Below are 16238 nucleotides of genomic sequence, written 5' to 3' on the forward strand. Positions count from 1 at the left end.
ATTCAAGGTGTTTGCTTCAAGGTATTCGGGGCGGCCGCGACGTCGCAGCGCACGCCCGCGTCCAGCAGGACTTGCGCCAGCGGCTCTTGCGGATGCGCGTCGGTGAAGAAGCGGTCGATTTGCGAGATGTGCGCCAGTTCCACCATGGCCTGGCGCTTGAATTTGCTGCTGTCGGCGGCAAGCCAGACTTCGCGGGACTGTTCGATGATGGTCCGCGCCACGCGCACTTCGCGGAAGTCGTAATCGCGCAGCGTGCCGTCGGCCTCGATGCCGGAGATGCCGATCAGGCCGATGTCGACCTTGAACTGGCGGATGAAGTCCATGGTGGCTTCGCCGACGATGCCGCGGTCGCGCGAACGCACCACGCCGCCGGCCACGATGACTTCGCAATCCGGGTTGTCCGAGAGGATGTCGGCGACGTGCAGGTTGTTGGTGATGACGCGCAGGCCGCGATGGCGCAGCAGGGCGCGCGCAATCGCTTCGGTGGTGGTGCCGATGTTCAGGATCAGCGAACAGCCGTCGGGCACGGCGCGCGCCACGGCCTCGGCGATGCGCTGCTTGCCGGCGGCGTGCAGGCCCTGGCGCTTGCGGTAGGCGATGTTCTCGATGGTGGACGCTTCGATGCGCACGCCGCCGTGAAAGCGCGACAGCAGGCCCGCCTCGGAAAGAATATTGACGTCGCGCCGCACCGTCTGCAGCGTGACGTCAAAGCGTTTGGCGAGCTCCTCGATCGAGGCCGAGCCTTGGGCCCGCACCATTTCGATCAAGGCGCTCTGTCTGGGGTTCAGTGTCATGTTCGTATAGTAAAACAACAAAAGCGAAAAATAATGCCGCGCCGCAAGATTGTTTTTTGTTCGCTTCTTGAGTAAAACGCACAATAAACGAAAGCTATCTGAAAGAGTATGCTCATCCTGCTGTTCGCTTGAATGCAGGCCGAGCCGCTGTACCGAATACCGAAGTCCGCCGTAAAAAACAGGGACGTATTAGTAGGTAGAGGAGACCAGATGCAGCTGAACTTGGACAGGGTAGGTTTGCGGGCCGGCTCGCAGACGCACCTGTATCCCATGAGCCTGGCCCCCGTCGAGGGCGCCATGACGGTATTGCTGGGGGCCACCCTGGCGGGCAAGACCTCGCTGATGCGCATCATGGCCGGGCTGGACCGGCCCACCGAAGGCCGCGTGCTGGTCGACGGCGCCGACGTGACCGGCGTGCCAGTGCGCCAGCGCAATGTCGCCATGGTCTACCAGCAGTTCATCAATTACCCCTCCATGTCGGTCTACGACAACATCGCTTCGCCGCTCAAGCTGCGCGGGGCGGCGGACATCGGCGAAAAAGTCCGCGCCATGGCGGCGCGGCTGCACATCGACCATCTGCTGGAACGCTATCCCTCGGAGCTGTCCGGCGGGCAGCAGCAGCGGGTGGCGCTGGCCCGGGCGCTGGCCAAGGACGCGCCGCTCATCCTGCTGGACGAGCCCCTGGTGAACCTGGACTACAAGCTGCGCGAGGAACTGCGCGACGAACTTTCCGAGTTGTTCGCCGAAGGACGCTCCACGGTGGTCTATGCCACTACCGAGCCGGGCGAGGCCCTGTTGCTGGGCGGCCACACCGCGGTGCTGGATGCGGGCGAACTGCTGCAATACGGTCCCACGGCCGAGGTCTTTCACCGCCCCAATTCCATCCGCGTGGCCCGCGCCTTCAGCGATCCGCCCATGAATCTGTTTGCCGCGCGCCGCACGGCGTCCGGCTTCGTGCTGCACGGAGACCTGGCGGTGGAACGGGCGCTGCCGCAAGGCGCCGACACGGAGATTACCGCCGGCCTGCGCGCCGGCGCCCTCGATGTCGAGCCGCGGCCTGGCCACATCGTGCTGCCCGGGGTGGTGAAGCTGGCCGAGATCTCCGGGTCCGACACCTTCGTGCACGCCCAGACGGAGGCGGGCGACGTGGTGGCGCAATTGCCCGGGGTCCACCGCTATACGCTGGACCACCGCGTGCAGTTCTATTTCGACCCGGCGCAGACCTACGCCTTCGGCGCGGGCGGCGCGCTGCTGGCGGCGCCGCGGCAGCCGGCGGGCGCGGGGGAGGCGGCCTGATGGCGCAGATCGAGCTGGACCTGTCCCATTCCTACGTTGCAGACCCCAAGACCGACGAGGACTATGCGCTGCTGCCGCTTTCCTTCACCTTCAAGGACGGCGGGGCCTACGCCTTGCTGGGGCCGTCCGGTTGCGGCAAGACCACGCTGCTCAATTGCGTGTCGGGCCTGCTGCGGCCGTCGCACGGGCGCATCCTGTTCGACGGCCAGGACGTCACGGACAAGACCCCGCAGGCGCGCAACATCGCTCAGGTATTCCAGTTTCCGGTGGTGTACGACACCATGACCGTGGCCGAGAACCTGGCGTTTCCGCTGCGTAACCGCGGCATGGCGCCCAAGCTCATCGGCGAACGCGTCGGGCGCATCGCCGAGATGCTGGAGATGTCGCATGTGCTGGACCGGCGCGCCAGCGGCCTGACCGCCGACGCCAAGCAGAAGATTTCGCTGGGGCGCGGGCTGGTGCGCAGCGACGTGTCGGCCATCCTGTTCGACGAGCCGCTGACCGTGATCGACCCGCAGCTCAAATGGGAGTTGCGGCGCAAGCTCAAGGAAATCCACCACGAGTTCAAGCTGACGCTGATCTACGTGACGCACGACCAGACCGAGGCGCTGACCTTTGCCGACGAGGTCATGGTGATGGCGCGCGGCAGGGCGGTGCAGGTCGGGACCGCGGATGACTTGTTCCAGCGGCCGGCGCATACCTTCGTGGGCCATTTCATCGGCTCGCCGGGCATGAACTTCCTGCCGGCGCAATGGCGCGACGGCGGGTTGGAACTGGGCAAGAGCCGCGTCGCCGGGCTGCCGGCGGAGATGGCGGCAAAGCTGGACGGCGCGGGTCCCGTGAAGCTGGGCGTGCGGCCGGAATACTTGCGCATCACCGAGCCGGGCGCGCCCGGCGCCGTGGCCATGCGCGTGGAGCGGATGCAGGACGTGGGCACCTACACGCTGCTGGTGGCGGACTTCGAGGGCGCGCCGGTGCGCGCCCGGCTGGCCAGCAACATCGTCCCGGCCGCGACTGGCGGCACGGTCTGGCTGTCGGTGCTGAATCCGCACACCTGCTTTTACCGCGACGAGGAGCTGATCCGATGAAACCCATAGATCACCGGGCCTGGTTCCTGGTCCTGCCCGTGGTGCTGTGCGTGGCGTTCTCGGCCATCCTGCCGCTGATGACCATCGTCAACTATTCGGTGCAGGACATCATCTCGCCCGAGCGCCGCGTCTTCGTCGGCACCGAGTGGTACGCCGCCGTGCTGCAGGATGAAGAACTGCATGGCGCGCTGTTCCGCCAGATCGGCTTTTCTCTGGCCGTGCTGGCCATCGAGATCCCGCTGGGCATACTGCTGGCCCTGTCCATGCCCGCCAGCGGTTGGCGCGCTTCCGCGGTGCTGGTGATCATCGCGCTGTCGCTGCTGATCCCCTGGAACGTGGTGGGCACCATCTGGCAGGTGTTCGGGCGCACCGACATCGGCCTGCTGGGGGCCACGCTGTCGTGGTTGGGCGTGGACTACAACTACACCGGCAACGACTTCGACGCCTGGGTCACGGTGCTGATCATGGACGTATGGCACTGGACGCCGCTGGTGGCGCTGCTGTGCTACGCGGGCTTGCGCGCCATACCGGACGCCTATTACCAGGCCGCCCGCATCGACGGCGCCTCGCGCCTGGCGGTGTTCCGCTACATCCAGCTGCCCAAGATGCGCGGCGTACTCATGATCGCGGTGCTGCTGCGCTTCATGGACAGCTTCATGATCTACACCGAGCCCTTCGTACTGACGGGCGGCGGGCCGGGCAACGCCACCACCTTCCTGTCGCAGTACCTGACGCAGAAGGCGGTGGGCCAGTTCGACCTCGGGCCGGCGGCCGCGTTCTCCATCATCTATTTCCTGATCATCCTGCTCTTGTGCTTCATCCTCTACAACTGGATGCAGCGCGCCGGAACCACTGGCGGCTTTGACGAGGAGCGCGCAAATGCGTGAGAAAAATTCCCGCTGGCGCGGCGTCTTCCTGACCCTGTACCTGATCTTCGCCATCCTGCCGCTGTACTGGATGCTGAACATGTCGTTCAAGACGAACACGGAGATCGTCAGCACCCTGACGCTGTGGCCGCGCGACTTCACCTTCGAGCACTATCGCACCATCTTCACCGACCCGGCCTGGTACTCCGGCTACATCAATTCGCTGATCTACGTGGTCATCAACACGGTGATTTCCCTGGCCGTGGCGCTGCCGGCGGCCTACGCCTTTTCGCGCTACCGCTTCATCGGCGACAAGCACGTGTTCTTCTGGCTGCTGACCAACCGCATGACGCCGCCCGCGGTGTTCCTGCTGCCGTTCTTCCAGCTCTATAGCTCCTTCGGCCTGATGGACACCCACCTGGCCGTGGCGCTTGCGCACCTGGTGTTCAACGTGCCGCTGGCGGTCTGGATCCTGGAGGGCTTCATGTCCGGCGTGCCGCGCGAGATCGACGAGACCGCCTATGTCGACGGCTATTCATTCCCGCGCTTTTTCCTGACGATCTTCCTGCCGCTGATCAAGTCGGGCGTGGGCGTGGCGGCATTTTTCTGCTTCATGTTCAGCTGGGTGGAGCTGCTGCTGGCGCGCACGCTGACCTCGGTCAACGCCAAGCCCATCGTCGCCACCATGACCCGCACCGTGTCGGCTTCCGGCATGGACTGGGGCGTGCTGGCCGCGGCGGGCGTGCTGACCATCGTGCCGGGCGGCATCGTCATCTGGTTCGTGCGGCATTACATCGCGAAGGGCTTCGCGATGGGCCGGGTGTAGAGGCAAGGAGAGCGCGCTCATGTTCAGCTGGATGGTATGGACCACTCCCGTCGCTGTGTTCTTTTCCTGCATCGTGCTGATGCTGGTCGGCATGACGGTGTGGGAACTGAAATCGCCCACGGCCGAGCGCAAGGGCTTCCTGCCCCTGCGCACCACGCGCGGCGACCGGCTTTTCATCGGCCTGATGGCCGCGGCCTGGCTCAATCTGGCGTTCCTGGGGTTAGGCCAAAAGGCAGCGGAATGGTTTTCGCTGGACGAGCCGCCATCGGTTTGGATCAGTTTCATCGCGTCCATGCTGCTGCTGGCATTCGTCATGAGGAAAGGCTGAAGAGGGGCGTCAGACCCTTCGCGTATTCAAGCGGTTGGTAAGGACTATCGGCCAGCGTCTTCCCCGGCCAGCGGTCCGCAGCAAACGATGGGGAAGACTTATCGAGGAGACAGGTCATGAAATTGCGCATGCACGCCATGGCAGCCGCCATCGCCCTGATCGGGACTTCGGCGGCCTGGGCAGGCGAACCGGAAGCGAAGAAGTGGGTCGATTCGGAGTTCCAACCTTCATCGCTGTCCAAGGACCAGCAGATGGCCGAGATGAAATGGTTCATCGAGGCCGCCGCCAAGCTCAAGGCCAAGGGAGTGAACGAGATCAGCGTGGTGTCGGAAACCATCACCACGCACGAGTACGAGTCCAAGACGCTGGCCAAGGCTTTTTCGGAGATCACCGGCATCAAGGTCAACCACGACCTGATCCAGGAAGGCGACGTGGTCGAGAAGCTGCAGACCTCGATGCAGTCCGGCAAATCCATCTACGACGGCTGGATTTCGGATTCCGACCTGATCGGCACGCACTACCGCTACGGCGCCATCCTGCCGCTGTCCGACTATATGGCCGGCGCAGGCAAGGAATGGACCAATCCCAACCTGGACCTGAAGGACTTCATCGGCACCAAGTTCACCACCGCGCCAGACGGCAAGCTCTACCAGCTGCCCGACCAGCAGTTCGCCAACGTCTACTGGTTCCGCGCCGACTGGTTCGCGCGGCAGGACCTGAAGGACAAGTTCAAGGCCAAGTACGGCTACGAGCTGGGCGTGCCCACCAACTGGTCCGCCTATGAAGACATCGCCGACTTCTTCTCCAACGACGTCAAGGAACTGGACGGCAAGAAGGTCTATGGCCACATGGACTACGGCAAGAAGGACCCGTCGCTGGGCTGGCGCTTCACCGACGCGTGGCTGTCCATGGCCGGCGCCGCCGACAAGGGCCTGCCCAACGGCATGCCGGTGGACGAGTGGGGCATCCGCGTGGCGGACGACAAGTGCACGCCGGTCGGCGCGTCGGTGGCGCGCGGCGGCGCCACCAACAGTCCGGCCGCGGTCTATGCCCTGACCAAGTACGTGGACTGGATGAAGAAGTACGCGCCGCAGCAGGCCATGGGCATGACCTTCTCGGAATCCGGCCCGGTGCCTGCCCAGGGCCAGATCGCGCAGCAGATCTTCTGGTACACGGCCTTCACCGCCGACATGACCAAGAAGGGCCTGCCGGTGGTCAACGATGATGGCACGCCGAAGTGGCGCATGGCCCCGTCGCCCTACGGCCCGTACTGGAAGGACGGCATGCAGAACGGCTACCAGGACGTGGGTTCTTGGACCTTCTTCAAGTCCACCAACCCGGACAAGATGGCGGCGGCCTGGCTGTACGCGCAGTTCGTCACGTCCAAGTCGGTGTCGCTGAAGAAGTCCATCACCGGCCTGACCTTCATCCGCGACAGCGACATCAACAGCGAGTTCTTCACCAAGAACGCGGCGAACTACGGCGGCCTGATCGAGTTCTACCGCAGCCCGGCGCGCGTGGCGTGGACGCCCACCGGCAACAACGTGCCTGACTATCCCAAGCTGGCGCAGCTGTGGTGGAAGAACGTCGCCACCGCGGTCACCGGCGAAAAGACCCCGCAGGCCGCCATGGACAACCTGGCCAATGAAATGGATCAGGTCATGGCGCGGCTGGAGCGGGCCGGCATGGCGCAGTGCGCGCCCAAGCTCAACCCCAAGAGCGACCCCAGCAAGTGGCTGTCGGACCAGCATGCGCCGTGGAAGAAACTGGCCAACGAAAAGCCCAAGGGCGAGACGATCGCCTATGAGAAGCTGCTCGATGCGTGGAAGCAGGGCAAGGTGAGGTAAGCCGGCCGAACGCTGCAGACGACCCGGACCCGGCAATGCGCCGGGTCTTTTTTTTGCCCGTCAGTGTATGACCCGCGCCGCCTTGCGCGCGCGCTTGACTTCATACATGCGGGTGTCGGCCAGGCGCACGGCGGCTTCGGCGTCCAGGCCGCGCGGGTCCAGCGCCACCACGCCGACGCTGGCGCCTTCGTACGGGACGGTTGCGTCGCCGAGCTGGTAGCGGCCCACGGTGGCGGCGGTGGCGCGCTCTTCCAGGGAACGGGCAGCTTCCTCGGCATCGCCGCGCGGCGCGTGCACGCCATGGGGGCCGTCGCCCGCAGCCAGGGCCGGGCCGGGGCCGATCAGCACGAATTCGTCGCCGCCCATGCGACCCAGCATGTCCGAACCGCGCAGCGCCGCGGAGATGCGGCGCGACACTTCCTGCAGGAACACATCGCCTTGCTGGTGGCCATAGACGTCGTTGATGCCCTTGAAGCCGTCCAGGTCGATCACGCCCACCAGCACGCTGCCGCCTTCGCGGATGGCGCGCGCCTGCAGGCGGTCCAGCGCCTCGTAGAGCGCGCGGCGGTTGGGCAGGCCGGTCAGCGCGTCGGTCAGCGCATACGACATGAGCTGGACGTTGGCGGCATGGAGCTGTTCCATCAGCATTTCGCGTTCCAGGAAGCGGGCGATCACGCTGGAGAACAGTTTCAGCACCGATTCGGCCTGCGGTTCGATCCGGTGCTGCGTGGCGCTGGCGGCGCACAGGGTGCCGAACAGCACGCCCTCATCCGTGCGCACCGGCGCGCTCAGATAGGTTTGGATGCCCAGTTGCCGGGCGGCGTCGGAATCCGGCCAGCAGCTGGAGACGTCGCTGGTGCACATGCGGCCTTCGTCCAGCGCGCGTTTGCACAGCGTGTCGTCCCAGGGCACGGACAGGCCTTCGGGGATTTGCAGTGTTCCGGCGTTGCGCGCGTAGCGGATGCGCTGGAGATCGGCCTTCAGGTCGATGGATGTGAGGTAGGTGGATTCCAGCCCGGTCACCGCGCCCAGCATGTCCAGCAGCGGGCGCGTCAGCTGTTCGACCGACTTGGCCTCGGGCAGGGTGGTCGACAGTTCTGCAAGTATCGGATCCAGCACGGCGTCTCCAGGAAGCATGGGCATATGGGTGGGCATTATGCACGCTGCGCAGCGGCTTGCATGGAACCGTCGCGCAGGACTACCCTGGACTTTCCACACGCGGCGGCCGGGCTCGACGGGTAGCGGCCGCCAGGGAGGCAGGCATGCATCACGCGAGCGAACTGCGCGGCCGGGTGGCCGTGGTGACAGGCGCATCCTCCGGCATCGGCCGGGCCATCGCGATCGGGCTGGCGGCGGCTGGCGCGCAGGTGGTGGTGAATCATCGCGCGGGCGGCGATTCGCAGGGGCGGGCCGCGGCCGTCGCCGAAGCGATCCAGCGGCAGGGCGGTTCGGCCGTCACCGCGGCCGCCGACATCAGCAAGGAGTCCGAGGTGGAGCACCTGTTTGCGCAGGCGCTGCAGCATTACGGGCGGCTGGACATCCTGGTCAACAACGCGGGCATAGAACATCCCGCGCCGATTGCGGACATGACGCTGGCCGACTGGCAGCGCGTCATCGACGTGAACCTGACGGGACAGTTCCTATGTGCGCGCGCCGCTGCGCGGCAGTTCCAGTCGCAACCGGTCGACCCGGCGCGGCAGAGGCTGGCGGCGGGCAACATCGTTTTCATCAGTTCCGTGCACGAGGCCATACCCTGGGCCTTCCAGGTGAACTACGCGGCATCCAAGGGTGGCGTGTCGATGCTGATGAAATCGCTGGCGCAGGAGCTGGCGCCGGCCCGGATACGCGTCAATTCGATTGCGCCGGGCGCCATACGCACAGCCATCAACCAGCCGGCCTGGGATACGCCGGAAAGCCTGGCCAGGCTGTTGCAGCTGATTCCCTACGGCCGCATCGGCGAACCCGAAGACGTGGCGCAGGCCGCCGTGTGGCTGGCCAGCGACGCGTCCGATTACGTCACCGGCACGACCCTGTTCGTCGACGGCGGCATGACGCTGTATCCCGAATTCCGTGGCGCGGGCTAGGCCATGTCCAAGCCCCTGGAAGACTATGGCCTGATCGGCAATATGCTGTCCGCCGCGCTGGTGGCGCGCGACGGCTCCATCGATTGGCTGTGCCTGCCGCATTTCGATTCGCCCGCCTGCTTCGCGGCGCTGCTGGGCGATGAACGGCATGGACGCTGGCGCATCGCGCCGCACGCACGGAACTGCACGGTATCGCGCCGCTACGTGCCGGATACCGCGGTGCTGGAAACGCGCTACGAAACCGGCTCGGGCACGGCGCTGCTGTACGACTTCATGCCCTTGAGCGACGACGACGAGCGCGCCGACGTGGTGCGCATCGTGCGCGGCGAATCCGGACACGTGCAGATGGACATGGAGATGGAGCTACGCTTCAACTATGGGCAGGCCGTGCCCTGGGTGCGCCGGCGTGACTATGGCCTGAGCGCCATCGCGGGCCCCGACGCGGTCGAGCTGCACACGCCGGTGGACCTGGCCGGGCACGAACTCACCACCACGGCGCGCTTCACCGTGCATCCGGGCCGGGTGGTGCCGTTCACGCTGTCTTACCACCGTTCGCACCGCACCCCGCATTTCGTGCCGGACCGCGTGGAAAGCATGGACCGCACCATTTCCTGGTGGCAGGAATGGGCCAAGCGCTGCCGCTGGGAGGGCAGCGAGGAAGGCCGCGACGCCGTGGTGCGCTCGCTGATTACCTTGAAGCTGCTGACCTTCCACCCGACCGGCGGCATCATCGCCGCGCCCACGACCTCGCTGCCGGAAGCCCTGGGCGGCAGCCGCAACTGGGACTACCGGCACTGCTGGCTGCGCGATTCGGCGCTGACCTTGTACGCCTTGCTCAATGCAGGCTACCGAGAGGAGGCCGAGGCCTGGCGCCAATGGCTGTTGCGCGCGGTGGCCGGGCATCCCGACCAGTTGCAGATCATGTACGGCATCGCTGGCGAACGCTGGCTGCCCGAACTTGAAATCCCCTGGCTGCCGGGCTATGAGGGCAGCCTGCCGGTGCGCCGCGGCAACGGCGCCGCCGGCCAGAGCCAGCTGGACGTCTATGGCGAACTGATCGAAACCCTGTATGCGGCGCGCGCCGCGGACCTGGCGCCGCTGGCCGAGGCCTGGCGCCTGCAGAACGTGCTGCTGGAGCCGTTGAAGCGCCGTTGGCAGGATCTGGACCACGGCATCTGGGAAGTGCGGGGCGAGCGCCGCGCCTTCACGCATTCGCGCTTGATGTGCTGGGTGGCCTTCGACCGTGCGGTGCAATCCTGCGATCGCTTCGGCCTGCGCGGGCCGCGCGATGAATGGCAGCGCCTGGCCGACCGCATCCGGGCGGACATCTGCAAGCATGGCTACAACCAGGCCCGCGGCAGCTTCGTGCAGAGCTATGGGTCGGACGAGCTGGATGCCAGCCTGCTGCTCATCCCCCAGGTGGGTTTCCTGCCCGCGGATGATCCGCGCGTTACTGGCACGGTGCGCGCTATCGAGCGCGAACTGCTGCGCGACGGCCTGCTGCTGCGCTATTCCAACCAGCATGCCAGCGACGGCTTGCCGGGCGACGAAGGGGTGTTCCTGGCCTGCAGCTTCTGGCTGGCCGACGCCTACGTCATGCAGGGGCGCATCGATGACGCCGAACGCCTGTTCGAGCGGCTGCTGGGGCTGCGCAACGACCTGGGCCTGCTGGCCGAGGAATACGACGTGACTCGGCGCCGCCTGGTGGGCAACTTCCCGCAAGGGTTCTCGCACATCGGGCTGGTCAATACCGCCTACAACCTGAGCCGAGCCAGCGGTCCGGCGCGTCAGCGTTCCGAGCAGGACGCGCCGCGGGAATAGGCCGCGCAGCGGCATCCCGCGTTTGCCGGCCCGGTGTATTCTGGCGATCTAACGGTCGCCCCAAGGCGGGCCGAACCGCAGAACAGAGCAGGCCGCGCGTCGGCCGCCACCGCATCCAGGAGAGACAAGCATGCTTTTGACCGAAGAACAGCTCAGCGTCCAGGAAATGGCGCGCCGCTTCGCGCAGGAGCGCCTGGCGCCCAACTCGGAACGCTGGGACCGCGAGCATCACTATCCCGCCGACGCCATCGCCGAAATGGCGCAGCTGGGCTTTTTCGGCATGCTGGTGCCCGAAGCCTGGGACGGCAACGACAGCGGGTATATCTCGTACGCCGTCGCGCTGGAGGAAATCGCGGCTGGCAATGGCGCCTGCTCCACCATCATGAGCGTGCACAATTCGGTCGCCTGTATGCCCATCCTGAAGTTCGGCACCGACGCGCAGAAAGAACAGTTCCTGCGTCCGTTGGCAACGGGCGAGCATATCGGCGGATTTGCGCTGACCGAGCCGCAGGCGGGCTCGGACGCCAGCAGCCTGCACACCCGGGCGCGCCGCGATGGCGACGACTACATCCTGAATGGCGCCAAGCAGTTCATCACGTCGGGGCGCAGCGGCCAGGTCGTGATCGTGTTCGCCGTGACCGACCCGGATGCCGGCAAGCGCGGCATCTCGGCCTTCATCGTGCCTACCGATACTCCGGGCTACAAGGTGCTGAGGGTGGAAGACAAGCTGGGCCAGCATGCTTCCGACACCTGCCAGATCGCGTTCGAGGACATGCGCATTCCGGCGGCCTGCCGGCTGGGCGCGGAGGGCGAGGGCTACAAGATCGCCCTGTCCAACCTGGAGGGCGGGCGCATCGGCATCGCGTCCCAATCCGTGGGCATGGCGCGCGCCGCCTACGAGTGCGCGCGCGACTATGCGCGCGACCGGCAGGCCTTCGGCAAACCCATCATGGAGCATCAGGCGGTCGCGTTCCGCCTGGCCGACATGGCCACGCAGATCCATGCGGCGCGCCAGATGGTGCTGCATGCGGCAGCCTTGCGCGAAGCTGGCAGGCCGGCGCTGACGGAAGCGTCCATGGCCAAGCTGTTCGCCTCCGAGATGGCCGAAAAGGTCTGCTCCGCCGCCATCCAGACGCTGGGCGGCTACGGCTATCTGAAGGATTTTCCGGTCGAGCGCATCTATCGCGACGTGCGCGTCTGCCAGATCTATGAGGGCACCAGCGACATCCAGCGCCTGGTGATCGCCCGGGCCTTGTAAATGGAAGACTAGGCCGGCTGGCGCCGGCCGCGCCGCGCCCACAGGGCATAGACGATGACGTTGCCCACGATCAGCAAGGCCGCCAGCACGATCTGCGTGCCGCGGGTGATGCCTTCGGGGTAGATCAGCGCCAACACGTAGTGTTCGATGAAGCCGCCGCCATAGCCTTGCTGGCCGGCCTGCTGGCGCAGCGAAATCTCCAGCGGCGTCAGCGGGCAGATCCAGCCCATGCCTATCACCAGCGCGCCCCAGGCCAGCGCCGGCAGGTGCAGGTAGGCGATCCAGCGCTTCCACAGCGCCAGCAGTCCGCCGAACACCACGAAGGCAACAAAGAGGCCATGCACGGCCAGCACAAGGTCTGCAAGCAGGCGGTAGCTCATGACCGCACCCGGCTCAGGGCTTGAGGTCGCGCAGCAGCTTGGCCAGTTCGGGCGCCGTCATCAGCGACACGCCCTGCGACTTGGCGTATTGCAGCGCATTGTCCGAGACCTCGCCAAGCGCGATGTATATCGCTTCGCGCGCCCCGCGCTTTTCGCGCGCGGCCTGCAGCTCGCGCAGCGGTTCGACGCCGACGCGCGCGGCTTTCCAGCGCTTGGCGCTGACCAGCGCGACGTGGCCGTCCTTGGTCAGCGCGAAATCGGCGCCGGGCAGTTGCAGGCGCTGCACTTCACAGCCGTCGCGGCGAAAGCCCGCTTCGACGGTTTTGGAAAAATCCGCCCAGGACATGCCGGCGGCGGCTTCGGCCACGGCCTGCACCCGCGCGCCCGAGGGCGCGCGCAATTGCTTGTAGGCCGCCATGATGGCGATGACCGCGAACGGCACCGCCGCGAACACGCCCATCGCGGCGTACTCCAGCGGCAGCGCGGCAAAGCCGGCGGCCGACAGCAACACGGCCACGCCGGCGCTCATCCACCAGGGCGAACGCAGCAGCACGGCAAAAATGGAGTTCTGGGACATCTTGAGTTTCATGGCGGCTCGCGGTCGGGCGGGTTGTGAGGGCTTCAGGCGTCCTGGCCGCCAGCGTCGGGGCCGCGCACGACGATGCGCACGTCGCCGCAGGTCACGATCTGGCCGGCGCGGATCTTGGCCGTCTTGCGGCTTTCGACCACGCCGCCCACGCTGACGTGGCCTTCGGCCACCAGCATCTTGCCCGCGCCGCCGCTGTCGCACACGCCGGTGGCCTTGAGCAGCTGGTTCACTTCAATATAGGGGCTGCCTTCGGCCAGCGTGAATTCGATGATGGGCATAGCGAGAGTTTGGTAGAGAGGTGAGGGCGGGGCGCTCAGGCCTGGCCGCCGCCGTTGGCGCCGTCCTGCGCGGGGGCGGGAGGCTCCTGCGCGGCGGGACGGTTGTTGGTGGTTTCGGCGCGAGCCATCCAGGCGATCAGGGACGAACGCATGGCTTCCTCGACCGACATCTGGATGGGCTGGACCCATTCCTGCGGCACGAACACGGTATAGCCGCCGATCATGTAGCCCATCGGCAGGTACACGGCCACGCGCTCGCCCTGGCTGAAGCCTTCGGGCAAGCCTTCCATGTTGCGGCGCGTGACCAGGCCGACCAGCTCCAGCTGTTGGCCAGGCACGCGCAGGATCACGACCTGCTGGGCGGTGTTCTTGGAACTGGGTGAGAAATAGTCCGCGAAACTCTTCAGCGACGAATAGATGCTCTTGACCACCGGCAGGTTGGTGAACGGCATTTCCAGCAGCACCAGCACGCGCTGCACGCGTTCCTTGGATACGAGGTAGCCGATGGCCAGGATGCCGAGGATGCCCAGCGCCAGGCCCATGCCCGGCACGTAGAACCCGCCGATGAAGGGGCGCAGGAAGGTCAGCGCCACGGCTTCGGTCCACGCCAGGAAGATGTAGAGCAGGTAGATCGTCAGGGCCAGCGGCAGGACCGTGATCAGTCCGCGGAAGAAGTACTTGTAGAGACGGGTCATAGACATAGGCAAATAAATTAGGGTCGGATTACGCGGCAAAGGCACGCGCCGAGGGGCCGCCAGCATAGCAGCCAGCGCGGACCCGACCGGTAACAATCGGCGTGCGGCCAGCGGAAGCGGCGCGCGCCTAGCGGTCCACGGGCAGGTACAGCGTCTCCTTGATCTCCTCCATGACCACGTAGCTGCGAGATTCGGCGGACGCGGGCAGGCGCTTGAGGATTTCGCCGAGGAGACGGCGGTATTCGTTCATTTCGGTCAGGCGGGCCTTGACCAGATAGTCGAAGTCGCCGGATACCAGATGGCATTCCATGACTTCGGGCACGTACAGCAGCTCTTTCTTGACCTTGTCGAACACGTCGCCGGACTTGGCCGACAGTTTGATCTCCAGGAAGACCAGCAGGTTCTTGCCCAGCGCAGCCGGATTGACGCGCGCATGGTAACCCGTGATGACGCCTTCGCGCTCCATGCGCTTGACGCGGTCGGAGCAGGGGGTGGCGGACAGGCTGATCCGGTCGGCCAGTTCGGTCACGGAAATGCGGCCTTCCCGCTGCAGGATATCCAGGATTTTCAGGTCGATACGGTCTAGCTCGCGCATTTCACTTTTGGCGATCGAAAAACAGGAGGTGGCCGGGAAAAAGCACTGGCAAAGCAAAATCTTCAGTGCTTTTCACTGCTGAGAGGCCCATAGACTACCGAAATTCCTGAACAAAACCAATCACCGGAAAGAATCATGCACGTCATCGTCCTCGGCAGCGGCGTCATCGGCACCACCACCGCCTATTATCTGGCCCTCCAGGGCGCCAAAGTCACGGTGCTGGACCGCCAGCCTTCGGCGGCGCAGGAGACCAGCTACGCCAACGCCGGACAGGTTTCGCCGGGTTATTCCACGCCCTGGGCCGCGCCCGGCATTCCGCTGAAGGCCATCAAGTGGCTGTTCCAGAAGCATGCCCCGCTGGCGATCCGCCTGGACGGCAGCCTGTTCCAGCTGAAATGGATGGCGTCCATGCTGGCCAACTGTTCGGCCGAACGCTACGCGGTGAACAAGGAGCGCATGCTGCGCCTGTCCGAGTACAGCCGCGATTGCCTGCGCGAACTGCGCCAGTCCACCGGCATCCACTACGAAGAGCGCACCCGCGGCACGCTGCAGCTGTTCCGCACCGAGGCCCAGCTGGAAGCCGCCCGCCGCGACATCGCGGTGCTGGAAGAAGTGGGCGTGCCCTACGAACTGCTGGACCGCAATCGCCTGGTGACGGCCGAACCCGCCCTGGCGCGCTCGTTGCACAAGCTGAGCGGCGGCCTGCGCCTGCCCAATGACGAAACCGGCGACTGCCAGCTGTTCACGACGCGCCTGGCCGAATTGGCCAAGGGTCTGGGCGTGGAGTTCCGTTTCGGCCAGACGGTGTCGGGCCTGAACACGGCCGGCGGCCAGATCACCGGCGTGCGCGTGGGCAATGAAGTGCTGACCGCCGACCGCTATGTCGCCGCCTTCGGCAGCTACACGCGCGACTTCCTCAAGCCGCTGGACCTGGACCTGCCGGTGTATCCGCTCAAGGGTTACTCGCTGACCATCCCCATGGCGGACGAATCGGCCGCGCCGGTTTCGACCATCCTGGATGAAACCTACAAGATCGCCGTGACGCGTTTCGACCAGCGCATCCGCGTGGGCGGCATGGCCGAGATCGCGGGCTTCGATCTGCGCCTGAAGGAGGCCCGCCGCAAGACGCTGGAGCTGGTCGTCAACGACCTGTTCCCGGGTAGCGGCCACGTGGCCCAGGCCGAGTTCTGGACCGGCCTGCGTCCCATGACGCCGGACGGCACCCCGGTGGTCGGCGCGACCCGCTACGGCAACCTGTACCTGAACACCGGCCACGGCACGCTGGGCTGGACCATGGCCTGCGGCTCGGGCAAGCTGGTGGCCGACCAGGTCATGGGCCAGCGTCCCGCCATCCGCACCGATGGCCTGGACCTGTCGCGCTACGACCGCAAGGCGGCGCCCAGCCAGTCGCTGGTGCTGGACGGCAAGAGCGCCTGATTACTGTTTCCTCCCCTCGGCCAGGCCGCAAGCCTGGCCTGCAGCGGCCCCGCCAG

At 66.0% G+C, this 16238-nt stretch carries 17 protein-coding genes; 10 read left to right on the forward strand and 7 right to left on the reverse strand.

The window, feature by feature from the left end; all coding sequences use genetic code 11:
- Window positions 1-2: 2 nt before the first annotated feature.
- Complete coding sequence (locus IAG39_RS14965; RefSeq protein ID WP_013394120.1) at window positions 3-794, reverse strand: DeoR/GlpR family DNA-binding transcription regulator; 792 nt, start codon at window positions 792-794, stop codon at window positions 3-5.
- 210 nt (window positions 795-1004) lie between these two features.
- Here IAG39_RS14965 and IAG39_RS14970 point away from each other — a divergent pair, with 210 nt between their 5' ends.
- From IAG39_RS14970 to IAG39_RS14995, 6 genes are all read left to right on the forward strand, one after another.
- On the forward strand, window positions 1005-2090 hold the full coding sequence (locus IAG39_RS14970) for an ABC transporter ATP-binding protein (protein ID WP_059380038.1): 1086 nt from the start codon (window positions 1005-1007) through the stop codon (window positions 2088-2090).
- Complete coding sequence (locus tag IAG39_RS14975) at window positions 2090-3178, forward strand: ABC transporter ATP-binding protein (protein WP_118932071.1); 1089 nt, start codon at window positions 2090-2092, stop codon at window positions 3176-3178. The genes IAG39_RS14970 and IAG39_RS14975 overlap by 1 nt, the downstream gene beginning before the upstream one ends.
- Window positions 3175-4065 carry a carbohydrate ABC transporter permease gene (locus IAG39_RS14980; RefSeq protein WP_118932070.1) on the forward strand — a complete coding sequence of 297 codons (891 nt, stop codon included), beginning with the start codon at window positions 3175-3177 and terminating at the stop codon, window positions 4063-4065. Before IAG39_RS14975 ends, IAG39_RS14980 begins: the two co-directional genes overlap by 4 nt.
- Complete coding sequence (locus IAG39_RS14985) at window positions 4058-4870, forward strand: carbohydrate ABC transporter permease (RefSeq protein WP_059380041.1); 813 nt, start codon at window positions 4058-4060, stop codon at window positions 4868-4870. The genes IAG39_RS14980 and IAG39_RS14985 overlap by 8 nt, the downstream gene beginning before the upstream one ends.
- A gap of 19 nt (window positions 4871-4889) precedes the next feature.
- Complete coding sequence (locus IAG39_RS14990; protein ID WP_059380042.1) at window positions 4890-5198, forward strand: DUF2160 domain-containing protein; 309 nt, start codon at window positions 4890-4892, stop codon at window positions 5196-5198.
- Between the two features lie 116 nt (window positions 5199-5314).
- Window positions 5315-7045, forward strand: coding sequence for an ABC transporter substrate-binding protein (locus tag IAG39_RS14995; RefSeq protein WP_054453885.1), 1731 nt, complete (start codon window positions 5315-5317; stop codon window positions 7043-7045).
- Window positions 7046-7105: 60 nt separating this feature from the next.
- On the opposite strand, the gene IAG39_RS15000 is transcribed toward IAG39_RS14995, so the two are convergent.
- The gene (locus tag IAG39_RS15000; protein ID WP_223283339.1) at window positions 7106-8182 is read right to left on the reverse strand and encodes a sensor domain-containing diguanylate cyclase; all 1077 of its coding nucleotides are present in this window, start codon (window positions 8180-8182) and stop codon (window positions 7106-7108) included.
- Window positions 8183-8307: 125 nt separating this feature from the next.
- Between IAG39_RS15000 and IAG39_RS15005 the strand changes: the two genes are divergently transcribed.
- From IAG39_RS15005 to IAG39_RS15015, 3 genes are all read left to right on the forward strand, one after another.
- The gene (locus IAG39_RS15005; protein ID WP_118932068.1) at window positions 8308-9129 is read left to right on the forward strand and encodes a glucose 1-dehydrogenase; all 822 of its coding nucleotides are present in this window, start codon (window positions 8308-8310) and stop codon (window positions 9127-9129) included.
- A gap of 3 nt (window positions 9130-9132) precedes the next feature.
- A complete protein-coding gene (locus tag IAG39_RS15010; RefSeq protein ID WP_118932067.1) occupies window positions 9133-10950 on the forward strand; it encodes a glycoside hydrolase family 15 protein in 1818 nt (605 codons plus the stop codon).
- Window positions 10951-11080: 130 nt separating this feature from the next.
- Window positions 11081-12208: an acyl-CoA dehydrogenase family protein gene (locus IAG39_RS15015; RefSeq protein ID WP_059380046.1), complete on the forward strand. Its 1128-nt coding sequence runs from the start codon at window positions 11081-11083 to the stop codon at window positions 12206-12208.
- A gap of 8 nt (window positions 12209-12216) precedes the next feature.
- Here the strand turns inward: IAG39_RS15015 and IAG39_RS15020 are convergent, their stop codons facing one another.
- From IAG39_RS15020 to IAG39_RS15040, 5 genes are all read right to left on the reverse strand, one after another.
- Window positions 12217-12588, reverse strand: coding sequence for a DUF2784 domain-containing protein (locus tag IAG39_RS15020; protein WP_118932066.1), 372 nt, complete (start codon window positions 12586-12588; stop codon window positions 12217-12219).
- Between the two features lie 13 nt (window positions 12589-12601).
- Window positions 12602-13177: a restriction endonuclease gene (locus IAG39_RS15025; protein WP_059380048.1), complete on the reverse strand. Its 576-nt coding sequence runs from the start codon at window positions 13175-13177 to the stop codon at window positions 12602-12604.
- A 32-nt stretch (window positions 13178-13209) separates the two neighbouring features.
- Window positions 13210-13455: an RNA-binding S4 domain-containing protein gene (locus IAG39_RS15030; protein ID WP_059380049.1), complete on the reverse strand. Its 246-nt coding sequence runs from the start codon at window positions 13453-13455 to the stop codon at window positions 13210-13212.
- A 35-nt stretch (window positions 13456-13490) separates the two neighbouring features.
- Window positions 13491-14150 carry a DUF502 domain-containing protein gene (locus tag IAG39_RS15035; protein WP_059380050.1) on the reverse strand — a complete coding sequence of 220 codons (660 nt, stop codon included), beginning with the start codon at window positions 14148-14150 and terminating at the stop codon, window positions 13491-13493.
- 127 nt (window positions 14151-14277) lie between these two features.
- A complete protein-coding gene (locus tag IAG39_RS15040; RefSeq protein WP_013394098.1) occupies window positions 14278-14745 on the reverse strand; it encodes a winged helix-turn-helix transcriptional regulator in 468 nt (155 codons plus the stop codon).
- 135 nt (window positions 14746-14880) lie between these two features.
- On the opposite strand from IAG39_RS15040, the gene IAG39_RS15045 reads away from it, so the two are divergent.
- Window positions 14881-16182 (forward strand): D-amino acid dehydrogenase, encoded by a 1302-nt coding sequence (locus tag IAG39_RS15045; protein WP_059380051.1) that lies wholly within the window; start codon window positions 14881-14883, stop codon window positions 16180-16182.
- Window positions 16183-16238: the final 56 nt, after the last annotated feature.

It is taken from the genome of Achromobacter xylosoxidans, assembly GCF_014490035.1.
In the GTDB taxonomy this organism is placed as follows: domain Bacteria; phylum Pseudomonadota; class Gammaproteobacteria; order Burkholderiales; family Burkholderiaceae_B; genus Achromobacter; species Achromobacter bronchisepticus_A.

What these genes read in the sequence shown, in the direction of transcription:
- IAG39_RS14965 (WP_013394120.1), bottom strand. Translation starts at nt 794, where the DNA reads ATGACACTGAACCCCAGACAGAGCGCCTTGATCGAAATGGTGCGGGCC.
- IAG39_RS14970 (WP_059380038.1), top strand. Translation starts at nt 1,005, where the DNA reads ATGCAGCTGAACTTGGACAGGGTAGGTTTGCGGGCCGGCTCGCAGACG.
- IAG39_RS14975 (WP_118932071.1), top strand. Translation starts at nt 2,090, where the DNA reads ATGGCGCAGATCGAGCTGGACCTGTCCCATTCCTACGTTGCAGACCCC.
- IAG39_RS14980 (WP_118932070.1), top strand. Translation starts at nt 3,175, where the DNA reads ATGAAACCCATAGATCACCGGGCCTGGTTCCTGGTCCTGCCCGTGGTG.
- IAG39_RS14985 (WP_059380041.1), top strand. Translation starts at nt 4,058, where the DNA reads ATGCGTGAGAAAAATTCCCGCTGGCGCGGCGTCTTCCTGACCCTGTAC.
- IAG39_RS14990 (WP_059380042.1), top strand. Translation starts at nt 4,890, where the DNA reads ATGTTCAGCTGGATGGTATGGACCACTCCCGTCGCTGTGTTCTTTTCC.
- IAG39_RS14995 (WP_054453885.1), top strand. Translation starts at nt 5,315, where the DNA reads ATGAAATTGCGCATGCACGCCATGGCAGCCGCCATCGCCCTGATCGGG.
- IAG39_RS15000 (WP_223283339.1), bottom strand. Translation starts at nt 8,182, where the DNA reads ATGCTTCCTGGAGACGCCGTGCTGGATCCGATACTTGCAGAACTGTCG.
- IAG39_RS15005 (WP_118932068.1), top strand. Translation starts at nt 8,308, where the DNA reads ATGCATCACGCGAGCGAACTGCGCGGCCGGGTGGCCGTGGTGACAGGC.
- IAG39_RS15010 (WP_118932067.1), top strand. Translation starts at nt 9,133, where the DNA reads ATGTCCAAGCCCCTGGAAGACTATGGCCTGATCGGCAATATGCTGTCC.
- IAG39_RS15015 (WP_059380046.1), top strand. Translation starts at nt 11,081, where the DNA reads ATGCTTTTGACCGAAGAACAGCTCAGCGTCCAGGAAATGGCGCGCCGC.
- IAG39_RS15020 (WP_118932066.1), bottom strand. Translation starts at nt 12,588, where the DNA reads ATGAGCTACCGCCTGCTTGCAGACCTTGTGCTGGCCGTGCATGGCCTC.
- IAG39_RS15025 (WP_059380048.1), bottom strand. Translation starts at nt 13,177, where the DNA reads ATGAAACTCAAGATGTCCCAGAACTCCATTTTTGCCGTGCTGCTGCGT.
- IAG39_RS15030 (WP_059380049.1), bottom strand. Translation starts at nt 13,455, where the DNA reads ATGCCCATCATCGAATTCACGCTGGCCGAAGGCAGCCCCTATATTGAA.
- IAG39_RS15035 (WP_059380050.1), bottom strand. Translation starts at nt 14,150, where the DNA reads ATGACCCGTCTCTACAAGTACTTCTTCCGCGGACTGATCACGGTCCTG.
- IAG39_RS15040 (WP_013394098.1), bottom strand. Translation starts at nt 14,745, where the DNA reads ATGCGCGAGCTAGACCGTATCGACCTGAAAATCCTGGATATCCTGCAG.
- IAG39_RS15045 (WP_059380051.1), top strand. Translation starts at nt 14,881, where the DNA reads ATGCACGTCATCGTCCTCGGCAGCGGCGTCATCGGCACCACCACCGCC.